The organism is Methylomonas lenta (assembly GCF_001644015.1).
GTDB lineage: Bacteria > Pseudomonadota > Gammaproteobacteria > Methylococcales > Methylomonadaceae > Methylomonas > Methylomonas lenta.
The window spans coordinates 35,728-48,453 of record NZ_LUUI01000026.1; the positions used below are offsets into that span (position 1 = coordinate 35,728).

Below are 12,726 nucleotides of genomic sequence, written 5' to 3' on the forward strand. Positions count from 1 at the left end.
TTGAAATACGCTTGGCGAACTATCTGCTATCGTAACACGGCATGACTTGCTAAATTTCATCGCTGGAGGCTGACAAATGACATCTGTAAGGATTATCTGGTTAATGATTGGCGTGCTTTGGATGGTCGCTGAGATTAGGCTGGTTCGCAAGGTTGCGAAAAACTCTCAGGATGTTATCGATGCTGAGCGACGGTCGCAAGGCTGGTTATGGCTAAGCGTAATCTGCAGCATCAGTCTGGCGCTGTTGTTTAAGAGCTTGGCCTGGCTACCCATTCCGATGGAGTATATGTCTCGTCAATGGCTGGCTATCACGCTATGCGCAACCGGGCTAGCTCTGCGTTATTGGGCCGTGGTTAACTTAGGCCGATTTTTCTCAACCCATGTATTAATTCAACATCAGCATCAGTTGATTACCCATGGACCCTACCAATGGATACGTCATCCTGCCTACACAGGATTATTGCTTGCATTAGCCGGTGCCGGCTGGGCGATGGGGGATTTTTTAGCGCTGCTACTGCTGATAGTAATACCTTTTTTTGCTTTCAAAACCCGCATTGCCATGGAAGAGAAAAAACTGATCAAGCAATTTGGACAGCAATATTTAGTTTATTTGCACAAAACCTACAAATTATTGCCGCCTTTCTATTGAGCGAGATTAATCGACGGTTAGCTGATTTTTAACTGGCGCCAGTACGAATATCAATTTTATGCAGAGCCAATTACGCTTAAACATATACCCAGCTGACTAGTTATTTGCGCTCAGCTGCGGCAGCTCAAAAAGGCTTGCCTGGCACGGCTCTGTGGGCCTTTTGGGGCTTTGTAGCTGAATAAAAATCCTCTGCCGTTCCAGTATATTTATTCTTCGCAATGGTCTGCGTTGTTTTTAGCCTCATGGTTTTTTTCTTCTAAACACTCTTTCACCAGACCTGCGGCTTCGGCTTCTTTTTCAGCTGAGCTGTGTTTAGCTTTTGCACGCACCGACCGCCGGTATAATTTTTCGGATTGTTTTTCCAAATGATCGAGGTCTGCTTGCAGTTTGGCAATATTTTCATCATCAGTATCTTTTGCTATTAAAACAGCCAATTTCGCTTCGGTTTTTGTAATCTGAGCTAGAAGGTTTTCAGATTCTTTGGCTGTTAGCTCGGAAAATATCTTGGCATCTTGCAAATGATCCAATGTTTCTGCAATTTCAGCCGCTTTGCCTTCTTCCGGTTCGGCATCAAGCTCGAAATCTTTGTCGGCTAATACCAATGATGTCACTGGCAATGAGGGCAATAATTGAGTTAATGGCTGGTTCAATAAACTGACTGGTTTATTTTGTTTTAGTTTGAATGGCATAAATACCAGATCGGTGTTTTCAGAATACTCTATGATTTTTGCCACATCAACATCAGTCACCATGACGACTTCAGCAGGAATACGAGCATCCCGGAGTGTTTGCTTGAGAGTTTCTTCAATCTCGACGCTGGTATCTTTAAGGCAAGGGGCTAACAAACGAATAGTTGAGCCGCTCCAATCGTCGGTTCGTGTCATCAAAAATGCCCAATAGCAATGACAACCGGCTACTGGCGCCGCCCCACCACCAGACATCGATAATTCTATCTTCTGGTTCAATATCATCAATTGCGGACAAGTTTTTGTTTTCATCATCCAGTAATACCAAATTACAATCCAAACGCGAGGCAGTAATCAGATGTCGATGATACAAACTGGAATAATGCTCGCTATCCGGGTGCTCTTCCTGGGAAACCCAACTCAATAGCAGTGTATTTGCATGCAAGGGACCAATACCGAAGCCCTGGATAATCGTGTGGATGCCAATTTCTGTATTGGGTGCCGAAACGGCTAATGGAAATGCTTGTATTTTGAGCGCTTTAATTTCCTGTGCTAACTCAGCTTCGGCCTCTTTCCGTAATTTAAGACCTTTAACACCTTTGCCTTGTAATATCTTGACGATGGTTGTGAAACCACTGTTAGCTTCCAGCCAGGATGAAAAACGGTATAGTGGAAACCGCCGATCATCATTGATCACAAACAGCAAAATATTGGGACGCCAATCCCGTGGATGCTCAGAGTTTAAACCCGCAGCCAATAAATGCGCTCTGATACGTTGTAAATGATAAGACCTGCGGCCATCTGCCCAGCGGGCAAAAGGTGCTACGCGGCTAATATATTCATAAATCCCGAATAAAACGGCTATTGCAACGATGCTGGCAGTCAAGTCGATGGTCATCATGATGCCAAGACAAGCGACACCACCGATCAAACTTAAATGCTTGTTATAGTATTTGAATAGCGGCCTGAACGACGGACTCGCGGCACGCGCTTCAAAATAGGTGGCGTAATTGATCAAGCCGTATGAGATTAAGAAAAACATCGATACGACTGGGGCAATCAGATTGAGCTGACCAACCGCGATGGTTGCTGCGGCGATAACTGTAGACAATAAAACCCCGCGCCTTGGGTTTCGTGTCGGACCATGGCCTTCGGCAAAAGGCAGCAAAAAACCAAAAAGTCTGTCTACAGCGATGGATTGCAATATTCTCGGCGCCCCCAAATAAGATGCCATAGCCGATGATAATGTCGCCGCCAATACACCGGCCAAAATCAGCTCAGGTACAACTGCCACACGGTTCATTGCGCCGTAATCAATCGTCAAATCATGTAAGGATAAGCTGCCAGCTAACACCACGGTAGTTGCAACATAAATCACCATTGAAATGCCAACAGCCAAAAATGTACCCAAAGGCAAACTGACACCAGGGTCTTTTAAATCACCCGACATATTGACACCCTGAGTAAATCCGGTCACAGCGGGGAAAAATAGCGCAAATAAAAACCAAAAGTTTGGCCCATCGGATGGGGCGGCGAAATTATCTATTAATAATTGGCTATCCCAGTGGATAAAGCCACCGATGAAAAATGAGGCTAATGAGGCGACAAGAATCACCATAACCAGATATTGCAAGCGGGTTGCCCAATCAGCGCCCAACCAGGCAAACACAAACAATAAAGCTACGCAGAGGCCGGCTATCAGTTGCGGATTATTAAACGGTTCAGGTAAAACTATGGCCAACGCCTCACCAAATCCTAAACAATAGAAAGCAATCGAGATCGATTGAGCAATATAGAGGACGATCCCGATTGATCCGCCAAACTCATGGCCTAAGGTTCTGGAAATCAAATAATAGGGGCCGCCACATTTTACTTTTAAATTGGTTGAAATAGCCGCTAGAGAAAGGCTGGTAATGATGGAGATGGCATTGGCCAATCCTACGATAACTAACGCGTAGGCCAACCCGGCGCTACCAGTAACATACCCCAGACGCATAAAAAGGATAATACCCAGAATGGTTAAAAAACTGGGGGTAAAAACACCACCAAAAGTCCCTAAAGTTGGCAGGTGTTGATAGGTTGTTTTTGGTTTTTTAATGGCCATATATTTTCTTGGGTTCAACAATTAAGTGCACTAACTTTTAGGAATAGAGGCGGTCAGTGGCTGTAAATCTATGACTGTTCTATTGGGTAACAGATGAGAGGGCTTATAAATAAATATAATCAACTCATCGAAGTGCAACGATACCAGATTGAAGCATTTAAGAAATTAGATAAAAAAATCAGCAGGCTATTGTCTGCCTATAGTTTGATGGTTTTTACTTTTTATCAGCCAGCTTAGTCAATTCATAAGTTCCCTATGCAAATACTTAGCTGTAAAATCCGTCACTTTAATTTTTCAATGGAGCAACAAGCAAATGGGTAGAGCTTATCAAAACCGTAAAGTGTCTATGGCCAAAACATCGGATGCCAAGGCCAAGGTTTACAGCAAATACGGTCGAGAGATCTATGTGGTTGCTAAAGCAGGTGGTGTTGATCCGGCGGGTAATTTGGCTTTGCGGGGATTGATTGAGCGCGCCAAGAAAGATCAGGTGCCTACCCATGTGATTGAAAAGGCAATGGATAAAGCCAAAGGTGGTGGTGGAGAGGATTTTGCGCCTGCGCGTTACGAAGGCTATGGTCCAGGAAGCTGCATGGTGATTATCGACTGCCTCACCGATAATCCTAATCGCACTTTTGGTGATGTACGACTTTGTTTTACCAAAACAAAATGCAAAATCGGTACCCAAGGTGCCGTTAGTCATATGTTTGATCATGCCGCTATTTTGGCCTTTAATCATGCAGATGAAGACGCTGTGCTCGAGGCTTTACTGGCAGCGGATGTCGATGTGACCGATATTGAAAGCGATGACGGCAAAGTCACTGTCTTCACGCCTCATGCCGATTACTTCAAAGCCAAACAAGCCTTGCTGGATGCCTTCGGCGAGATTGATTTTGATGTGGATGAAATTCAATTCCTACCTAAAAGTGCCACGCCTATTAGTGGCGATGATGTTGTGCTGTTCGAAAAGTTTTTGGATATGTTGAGTGAGCTGGACGATGTACAGAATGTTTATCACGATGCCCAGTTTTGATATTTGCATTGTTTGATTAGGCGTGGATATTCTTGAAAATTAAGCCTATACACTTGGAATTATAAAGGTTGCTATGATGCCGATTAAAAGCCTTTGCATTTATTGTGGATCGAGTCCTGGTCGCCTTGATGCCTATGCGCAAGCCGCAGACTCACTTGCCGAAGCAATGGTTAGGCGTAATATCCGTTTGGTATACGGGGGCGCTAGTATCGGCATTATGGGCAGGCTGGCAGACCGGGTGTTGAAACTAGGCGGTCAAGCGGTAGGCGTGATACCGAAAGCTCTGGCGCATAAAGAAGTGGCGCACCATGGGTTAACTGAATTGCATGTTACCCATTCCATGCATGAACGTAAAATGCTGATGGCCGAACTATCGGATGGATTTATCGCGCTGCCTGGTGGTATAGGCACATTGGAAGAGTTATTTGAAATTTGGACTTGGGCGCAACTGGGGTTGCACCAAAAGCCTTGTGGCTTGCTTAATGTGGCAGGTTTTTATAATGCCTTGATCCAATTTTTAGATCACGTTTTGGCAGAACAATTTGTTAAAAATCATCATCATGCTCTGTTGATGGTGGAAAGCCAGCCGGAGGCGCTATTAGAGCGCTTGGTAAATTATCGGTCACCGGGAGCTGAGCATTGGTTGGATCAAGACGAAACTTGATTGAAGTATTTCAGTGAGCTGCGATATTGCCTAAATTTTGATGCAGACTCAGCTAACGCTAACTGCTTATTTGGCTTTCTTGGCTGCAGATATACGTTCAACGTTCTGAATCAGGTTTTTGTTCGCTGGTTTGTAAATTTCGGATACTTTGTTTCATCCAGTTTGTGGCTTGAATTCTTAGTTCTATATCATAGATATAGCTCGGATTTAATTGAAAGCCTGTGTTAGCGGTTTTAGATGGGGTGGCCTTGCCGAATTTGCTGATCATCGTCATGTCCTAAGTTTTTATTAATTGAGAAATTGCTTATAGACTGGTGCAATTTGATTAATGCCCTTTTTGGGTGGACGTAATGAGTTAAGCAAAGAAGGTGCCAGCATAGCTTGCTGCCGAGTTGCATTGAAAACATAGTACTCAGGTTAATATCAATGTTGATAAACCCCGATTTGTCAGTCCAATACTGCCAAATCTGTCAGGTTAATGACGCCGATGATTTCAAACTAGTTGTCTGCCTGCATAGATTGCGTTCGAGAGATTCGGATTCAAATAGGCCGTATTACTCCTGTTCCCATTGGCGAATCATTTTGATTGTCTGACCTTGTCTGTCAACTCATTGGAGCGGGTGTTTGTTCTACCGGAACGAGCAACCAAATGACCGACCAAGCGGGTAAGCTATCTGCAAAATTTTGACTATCAAGCCCATTGAGTGTTGCATACAGTAATTGGCCTGCCGGTTTGTCAGTACTGATATCGACGGCAACCTCGCCCAGGTTAAGCAGCGCAGTCAGTCGCGAGCCATCGCCCATTTGCCAGTCAATTTGCAAAGCCAGTGGGCCGATTTGTTTTGCTAGGCTGTTTGTTAACACCATAGGCAAGCGCGGGATAATTGCTTGCTGACGTAATCTCAATAGCTTGCGATGAAAGCTTAGCCAATCCGATTCTTCTTCATGATCACAGGCTTGCCAATCCAAAATCGACATTTGAAAGCTACTCAGAGCTGCTGGGTCGGCTATGGTTCTGCGTGCCTTTGCGGTTTCAAAACCGGGCATATCGGCAAATTCTCGTCGCCGGGCCTGATTGACGCGTTTTGCTAAATGCGCTTCAAAATCGCAAAAAAAACCAAACGGTTGTCGGCAACCCCATTCCTGGCCCATAAATAACATAGTAGGAAAGGGCGCTAATAACAGCAATGCAGTCGCGGCGCGAACGGCCGCTGCCGGGGCTAAATTATGGATGCGTTCCGCCAATGCCCGGTTACCGATTTGGTCATGATTTTGCAGGAAGCTGATAAAAGCCAAGGGTGATAACTGAGCGCTAGGCTCGCCGCGTGGCGCGTTTCGGTAGCTTGATATTTCGCCTTGATAGGCAAAGCCTGATGTTAAACAACGGCTTAAATGCTGTAATGGGTGCTGGGTAAAATCCTGATAATAGCCCCAGCTTTCGCCCGTCAACAAAACATGCAAGGCATGATGAATGTCGTCATTCCATTGTGCGGTGTATTGATTAGGCTTGCCGTTAGTGTCGCGATTTAAGTAACCGGCTGTATTGCTGTCGTTTTCTAAAATCAGATGAATCTGCCGTTCATCGCCCCATTGTTCGCGCACCTGATTCGCCAACTCGACAAGAAAGTGTGGTTGGCTGCTGTCGATAATGGCCTGCACCGCATCCAGCCGCAATCCATCAAGATGAAATTCTTCTAGCCAGTACCTGGCATTATGAATAAAAAATTGCCTGACCCAATGACTGTGTTTGCCATCAAAATTAAATCCTTTGCCCCAGGGTGTGCGGTGTTTCTTGCTAAAAAAAGCCTCTGCATAAAGATGCAGATAATTGCCTTCCGGTCCAAAGTGGTTATAGACCACATCTAAAAATACCATCATGCCTTTGGCATGCGCGGTTTGTACCAAGCGTTTTAGATCGTCTGGAGCACCGTACTGACTATCCGGGGCAAAAGGCAATACACCGTCATAGCCCCAATTTCGCTGGCCGGGAAAATCCGCGATCGGCATCAGTTGGATGGCGGTTATGCCGAGTGCAGATAAATAATCCAGCTTTTCAGTGACGGCATTGAAGCTACCTGCCGGGGTGAAACTGCCGACATGCAGTTCGTAAATCACCGCTTCTTGCCAGGGTCGGCCGCGCCATTCGTTATCCGTCCAAACCCAGCTTTCCGGATTCAGTAGTTGGCTGTATCCATGCACGTCTGCCGGTTGATAGCGCGAAGCAGGGTCGGGTACATGATGTTGTTGGTCAATGCGATAACGATACAACATACCAATATTGACATCGGTCAATCGCAGCAGCCACCAACCTTCAGAGTCAGGCTGCATGGGATAATGGCTTTCAGTTGCCTGGCTGAGCAAACAGAGCTCAACGTGATGAGCATTCGGTGCCCAGAGACGAAAGCAGGCTATACCGGATGCTGAGAATTCCGTCCCAAATGGCATCCGGTGTGACTTGCTCAATTTGTCAGTGGTTTGACGGGGGTAGCCTCCAGATCGAAAGTGCTTTTGATGCGATTGGCTATTATTCGGGTTTGTTTTTTGCTGGTAAATGGTCCGGCAACCACTTGATAAACGCCATCTTTTGCTATTTTTCGGGCTGGAATTTGCGGTCCTTGGTGGTTTAGCATCGCGGCTAATTTTTGGGCATCGGTTTCACTGTCAAAGCTTTCAGTCACAACCGACCAATCGTTTGCAGTCAACTCGTTAACAACCGGTTGTCCATAAAGTTGCTCGGGGCGTTGCACTTTAATGGCATCCGCCGTGATTGCAGGTAATTCTCTAGCATTTTGCAAAATAGGTGTTGGAATACCATCCGCTCGATTGATAACAGCATCAACACTAGGCCAGTCGATATCGGCATTTTTTTCAGCGGCCAGCTTTTGCAGTTTTTTACGCAGGTCTTTTTGCAGCTTCTTATCCTGCTTGGACCATTTGTCCAGTGGTTGATGAGCTTCGATATACAGCATATCTTGCTTCCAGGCCGCTAAATAGGGTTGGTGCACAATACGCACCGGCGTACCAATATCAACCTGATGAAACAATTCTTCCACATCCTCTGGGTAAAGCTGTACACAGCCATGGCTGATTTGCATGCCTATACCGTAGGGCTTATTGGTGCCATGAATCAGATAGCCGGTAAAACCCAATGGCATCGCGTAGTATCCCAGCGGGTTTTCCGGGCCGGAAGGTATCACTTTAGGCAGCGGATCACCCAATTGTTGATGCTCACGTAAAATCGATGCAGGCACGGTCCAGGCCGGGTTGGCTTTTTTGGCGACAATCTTGGTGGCACCAATCGGGGTATTCCAGCCATCGCGACCAATACCCACAGGATAGGTTATTACTTTGGCTTGATTTTTAGGATAATAAAACATCCGCATATTAGCCAGATTCAACACCAGGCCATTCCGTGGGGCTTCAGGCAGAATGAACTCCAGCGGTAACAACACGGACTGATTGGCACTCAATGCCCAAGGATCAAGCCCAGGATTGGCGATGGTAATGTCAGTAAAACCCAAACCAAAATGACGCGCCAGATCCGATAAAGTGTCATTTTCATTGGTATCCACAGTGGCCAAATTGCCAACTAACGTTTGATTGTCAGCAATGGAAAATTCGTGGTTTTCAATGGATTCCGCTTTGCCTGTCCATACAGCAAGATGTGTCTCCTCAGGTGTAATAGACAAGGTTTGACAACCGCTTGCGAAGATAGCAAGCAGCAGCATGGGCATTAAAGTAAAGTGACTTAAGTTGATACGGAAAACGTTGTGCTGTTGAGTCGATGAAATCATAGTCTAAAGCGAAATACAGTAATAAGTGTTTTAAAACATAGCTGTTTTTCTTAGGGAAAGGGGAGTTTTAACCAAACCTTAATTTTAATTTTACCCAAGGTATTATCAACCTGGGCGTCCACAACTAGGGTTTGTCATATGCCTGACACATTAAGTTTTTACCATGCTTTATTTGATTATGGCTATTGCCGCCGGCAAAACGTTCCATCCATCGGCAAGGTATTTATGCACAACGACTATAAACTTACTTCCGGCGCCGTCATACTGGCAGCGCTTTTGCTGGCTGCAACCGACAGTCACGCGCAAAATAAGCTGGAAACGCCGGACTTCTGGTTGGAAAGCGGGCAAAAAAGTCTTGCAGCCGCCGAACGCCTGAGGCCTAACGAGGGCTATGCCAAAAACGTCATTTTGTTTGTCGGCGATGGGATGGGGATTTCCACCATCACGGCAGCTCGTATTTTAGAAGGGCAAGCCAAAGTCGGAAATCGTGGCGGCGAGGAAAATTCCTTAAGCTTTGAACAATTGCCCTATCTGGCCTTATCCAAAACTTACAGTGTCAATCAACAAACGGCGGATTCCGCCCCCACCATGACCGCTATTATCAGCGGTGTGAAAACCAATGACGGTGAATTGTCGGTGGGTATGCAGGTTGCACGCAAGGAAAAAAGTGCTGAGGTGATCAATGTCTACCAAGTTAAAACCTTGATTGAACAAGCCGAGGAACACGGCTTATCAACTGGTATTGTCTCAACGGCTCGTATCACCCACGCTACACCTGCCGTCTGTTATGCCCATATTTCAGAACGCGATTGGGAGTCGGATGCGCAAATGCCCGCGGACGCTACGGTTAAAGATATTGCCTCTCAATTGATCGATTTTCCTTATGGTAATGGTTTGGAAGTGGCGCTCGGCGGTGGTCGGAGCATGTTTTTACCTAATACCATGCCTGATCCTGAAGATGCCGGCAAATTTGGTGGTCGAAAAGATGGTCAGAATTTGACCCAGAAATGGCTGGATCACTACCCTCATTCGATCTACGTATACGACAAGGCTGGCTTTGAGGCTATCGATCCCAAACACACCGATCATTTGCTAGGCCTATTCGAACGTTCGCATATGGAATACGAATACGACCGGGCTAGCGATACCGCAGGTGAGCCGTCGCTGACTGAAATGACGGCAACAGCGATAGACATTCTCGCCAAAAACAAAAAAGGTTATGTCTTAATGGTTGAAGCCGGGCGTATCGATCATGCTCACCATGCCGGCAACGCCTATCGGGCTTTGACGGATACGGTGGAATTATCCAACGCCGTCCGCAAAGCGCTGGAAAAAACCCACAGTAAAGACACTTTGATTGTAGTGACTGCAGACCATAGTCACACCTTTACCATTGCCGGTTACCCGGAACGCGGCAACCCGATTATGGGTCTGGTCAAACATCCTGGCAGCGACACGTTTGCCCTGGATCAAAACGGTCTGCCTTACACCACATTAGGCTATGCCAACGGCCCCGGTTATCGCGGACCAAATGCTCGGCCGGATTTGGCGGCAATCAATACCGCGCATCCCGATTTTCTGCAGGAAGCCAGCATTCCTCTGGAAAATGAAACCCATGCTGCCGAAGATGTGGCTATTTTTGCTAGCGGCCCAAAAGCCCATTTATTCCATGGCGTACAAGAGCAAAGTTATATCTATCAGGTGATGGCAAATGCCTTAAGATTTAAACCCGGTTTATAACCCGCTAGCCGGCAATAATTAAGAGCTTTGTGAGCGGCTTTTTGGGTTTGGCATATTGATGTTAAAAAATCTCTACCTGTTTTCTATCCTGCTAATACTGGGTTTGACTGCTTGTGCCCAATGCAGCGTAAAACCTTTACAAATTCAGTCGCAACAGCCGCTGCCGGCACTGGCGGTTGAATATGAAACAGTCATTTCTTTCGATGATACCGACCAAGCGCAGCAAGTCTATTTATGGCGTTTCTACCGGGCAGCGAATCGATTAGAAACCCACAATCTGCATGACAACAGTGGAGAAATCTGGACTAGATCGGTCTATGGCAGCATCAGCTACCAACGCGTGTTTCACACCCAACAAGTAATCATCGATTATTTGCCCGGCGACTTGAAAGCTATAGGCGCAAAAATAGACTGGCTAGCCCTTAGTACGCTGTTGGATTCAGACATGATTGAAAGTTTGCGATCAGATACCCAAGCAGAATTTCTGGGTCGTCCGGCAACCCATTACAAAAACAGCGACCCAAACAAAACTATCGAAATTGTTTGGCTGGAACAAGAGCAATTGCCCGCCCTGATTCGGCGCACAGAGCAAGGGCATACTATTGTCAGTCGCATCAAGACGATTCATGCTTTGCATCAATCACCCTGGGCGTTACCTGATTCTGCTGATTATAGTGTTACCGATTTTGCCGATCTGGGCGATAAAGAAAACGATGCTGTTATCAGGCAGATTTTGCCGAAACTCAAAGCGGGTCATAGCCACGCACGTTGATATTACAAGTGCTGCGCTTCAATAGCCGCTGTTAAAGTGATAGGCTATACCCAGTATTTAACTCAGGTATTAACAGTCACTTACACAATGGAGTTTACATATGGCCGGTATTGACAAGGTTGTTGTCGAAAATCTGCTTAAAACCTTTATCGATCCCAACGTCGCTACGGATTTGGTTTCCGCCAAATCGGTCAAGCATATCGCCATTGATGGTGCCGACGTCAGCATCAAAATTGAATTGGGTTACCCAGCCAAAAGCTATCTGCCGGAATTAAAAGAAAAGCTGGCGCAAAAGCTGGCGACGCTACCCGGCATAGGCAACATTGAAGTGATTGTGGAGGTAAACATCGTTTCGCATGCGGTACAAAAAACCCTGAAACCGTTGCCTAATGTGAAAAATATTATTGCTATCGCTTCCGGCAAAGGCGGGGTTGGCAAATCCACCACCTCAGTAAATCTTGCACTGGCCCTGGCTGCAGAAGGTGCGAACGTGGGTATTTTGGATGCCGATATTTATGGCCCCAGTATCCCGACCATGTTGGGTTTATCCGGAAAACCGGAAACCTTGGACGGCAAAATGATGTTGCCGAAAGTATCCTTCGGTATTCAGACTATTTCCATCGGCTATATGGTTGATCCTGACCAACCCATGATCTGGCGAGGCCCAATGGTTACTGGTGCTTTGCAGCAATTATTAACGCAAACCCAATGGTCTAATCTGGATTATTTGATTATCGATTTACCGCCCGGCACCGGCGATATTCAACTGACCTTGGCGCAACAAATTCCGGTTAGTGGTGCGGTGGTTGTGACTACACCGCAAGACATTGCCCTGATCGATGCTCAGCGTGGCATAGGCATGTTCGAGAAAGTCAATGTACCCATTCTAGGGCTGGTGGAAAATATGAGCATCCACATCTGCAGTCAATGCGGGCATGAAGAAGCGATTTTCGGGCAGGGTGGCGGCTTGGCGATGTCAGAGAAAAACGACATCGAGTTGCTGGGATCGTTGCCGCTGGACATCAATATCCGCAAATTAGCCGACAGCGGCAGACCTACGGTGGTAGCTGAACCTGATAGCCGCGCTGCTGAAATGTATAAAGCCATTGCACGCAAAATGGCCGCGAAATTAGCTATGCGTACACGGGATTACAGCGGAAAATTCCCAAACATTGTGATCCAGAATACCTAAGGAATGCGCAAGGAATATCATATGCAAGAATCCTGTGTAGGTGCGGATTTATCCGCACAGTGCGAATAAATCCGCACCCACAGCTGACGAACTTG

11 protein-coding genes are annotated in these 12,726 nt (G+C 46.3%); 6 read left to right on the forward strand and 5 right to left on the reverse strand.

Annotated features, from left to right (window positions below):
• Nucleotides 1-76 precede the first annotated feature (76 nt).
• Nucleotides 77-649, forward strand: coding sequence for a methyltransferase family protein (locus tag A1359_RS01905; RefSeq protein WP_066977191.1), 573 nt, complete (start codon nucleotides 77-79; stop codon nucleotides 647-649).
• 206 nt (nucleotides 650-855) lie between these two features.
• Here A1359_RS01905 and A1359_RS22640 read toward each other — a convergent pair whose 3' ends face one another.
• Both A1359_RS22640 and A1359_RS01910 read right to left on the reverse strand, forming a co-directional pair.
• Complete coding sequence (locus A1359_RS22640; RefSeq protein WP_198159234.1) at nucleotides 856-1,533, reverse strand: hypothetical protein; 678 nt, start codon at nucleotides 1,531-1,533, stop codon at nucleotides 856-858.
• On the reverse strand, nucleotides 1,475-3,439 hold the full coding sequence (locus tag A1359_RS01910) for an APC family permease (protein ID WP_198159235.1): 1,965 nt from the start codon (nucleotides 3,437-3,439) through the stop codon (nucleotides 1,475-1,477). The genes A1359_RS22640 and A1359_RS01910 overlap by 59 nt, the downstream gene beginning before the upstream one ends.
• Nucleotides 3,440-3,752: 313 nt before the next feature.
• On the opposite strand from A1359_RS01910, the gene A1359_RS01915 reads away from it, so the two are divergent.
• Together A1359_RS01915 and A1359_RS01920 are read left to right on the forward strand one after the other, a co-directional pair.
• The gene (locus tag A1359_RS01915) at nucleotides 3,753-4,469 is read left to right on the forward strand and encodes a YebC/PmpR family DNA-binding transcriptional regulator (protein WP_066977194.1); all 717 of its coding nucleotides are present in this window, start codon (nucleotides 3,753-3,755) and stop codon (nucleotides 4,467-4,469) included.
• Nucleotides 4,470-4,542: 73 nt separating this feature from the next.
• Nucleotides 4,543-5,133: an LOG family protein gene (locus A1359_RS01920; protein WP_066977196.1), complete on the forward strand. Its 591-nt coding sequence runs from the start codon at nucleotides 4,543-4,545 to the stop codon at nucleotides 5,131-5,133.
• Between the two features lie 97 nt (nucleotides 5,134-5,230).
• Here A1359_RS01920 and A1359_RS22195 read toward each other — a convergent pair whose 3' ends face one another.
• From A1359_RS22195 to A1359_RS01930, 3 genes are all read right to left on the reverse strand, one after another.
• Nucleotides 5,231-5,401, reverse strand: a complete 171-nt coding sequence (locus A1359_RS22195; RefSeq protein WP_157200433.1) for a hypothetical protein — start codon at nucleotides 5,399-5,401, stop codon at nucleotides 5,231-5,233.
• Nucleotides 5,402-5,736: 335 nt separating this feature from the next.
• Nucleotides 5,737-7,578: a malto-oligosyltrehalose trehalohydrolase gene (treZ, locus tag A1359_RS01925; protein WP_066977199.1), complete on the reverse strand. Its 1,842-nt coding sequence runs from the start codon at nucleotides 7,576-7,578 to the stop codon at nucleotides 5,737-5,739.
• A gap of 14 nt (nucleotides 7,579-7,592) precedes the next feature.
• Nucleotides 7,593-8,927 carry a L,D-transpeptidase family protein gene (locus tag A1359_RS01930; RefSeq protein WP_083960444.1) on the reverse strand — a complete coding sequence of 445 codons (1,335 nt, stop codon included), beginning with the start codon at nucleotides 8,925-8,927 and terminating at the stop codon, nucleotides 7,593-7,595.
• A gap of 138 nt (nucleotides 8,928-9,065) precedes the next feature.
• Here A1359_RS01930 and A1359_RS01935 point away from each other — a divergent pair, with 138 nt between their 5' ends.
• From A1359_RS01935 to apbC, 3 genes are all read left to right on the forward strand, one after another.
• The gene (locus A1359_RS01935) at nucleotides 9,066-10,667 is read left to right on the forward strand and encodes an alkaline phosphatase (protein ID WP_232322077.1); all 1,602 of its coding nucleotides are present in this window, start codon (nucleotides 9,066-9,068) and stop codon (nucleotides 10,665-10,667) included.
• A gap of 58 nt (nucleotides 10,668-10,725) precedes the next feature.
• Nucleotides 10,726-11,439 carry a hypothetical protein gene (locus tag A1359_RS01940; RefSeq protein WP_066977202.1) on the forward strand — a complete coding sequence of 238 codons (714 nt, stop codon included), beginning with the start codon at nucleotides 10,726-10,728 and terminating at the stop codon, nucleotides 11,437-11,439.
• Between the two features lie 100 nt (nucleotides 11,440-11,539).
• Nucleotides 11,540-12,631, forward strand: coding sequence for an iron-sulfur cluster carrier protein ApbC (gene apbC, locus A1359_RS01945; RefSeq protein WP_066977205.1), 1,092 nt, complete (start codon nucleotides 11,540-11,542; stop codon nucleotides 12,629-12,631).
• Nucleotides 12,632-12,726 lie beyond the last annotated feature (95 nt).

Bases quoted from the DNA above. Each gene is read 5' to 3' on its own strand.
- A1359_RS01905 (WP_066977191.1), top strand. From the start codon at position 77: ATGACATCTGTAAGGATTATCTGGTTAATGATTGGCGTGCTTTGGATG.
- A1359_RS22640 (WP_198159234.1), bottom strand. From the start codon at position 1,533: ATGACACGAACCGACGATTGGAGCGGCTCAACTATTCGTTTGTTAGCC.
- A1359_RS01910 (WP_198159235.1), bottom strand. From the start codon at position 3,439: ATGGCCATTAAAAAACCAAAAACAACCTATCAACACCTGCCAACTTTA.
- A1359_RS01915 (WP_066977194.1), top strand. From the start codon at position 3,753: ATGGGTAGAGCTTATCAAAACCGTAAAGTGTCTATGGCCAAAACATCG.
- A1359_RS01920 (WP_066977196.1), top strand. From the start codon at position 4,543: ATGATGCCGATTAAAAGCCTTTGCATTTATTGTGGATCGAGTCCTGGT.
- A1359_RS22195 (WP_157200433.1), bottom strand. From the start codon at position 5,401: ATGATCAGCAAATTCGGCAAGGCCACCCCATCTAAAACCGCTAACACA.
- treZ (WP_066977199.1), bottom strand. From the start codon at position 7,578: ATGCCATTTGGGACGGAATTCTCAGCATCCGGTATAGCCTGCTTTCGT.
- A1359_RS01930 (WP_083960444.1), bottom strand. From the start codon at position 8,927: ATGATTTCATCGACTCAACAGCACAACGTTTTCCGTATCAACTTAAGT.
- A1359_RS01935 (WP_232322077.1), top strand. From the start codon at position 9,066: ATGCCTGACACATTAAGTTTTTACCATGCTTTATTTGATTATGGCTAT.
- A1359_RS01940 (WP_066977202.1), top strand. From the start codon at position 10,726: ATGTTAAAAAATCTCTACCTGTTTTCTATCCTGCTAATACTGGGTTTG.
- apbC (WP_066977205.1), top strand. From the start codon at position 11,540: ATGGCCGGTATTGACAAGGTTGTTGTCGAAAATCTGCTTAAAACCTTT.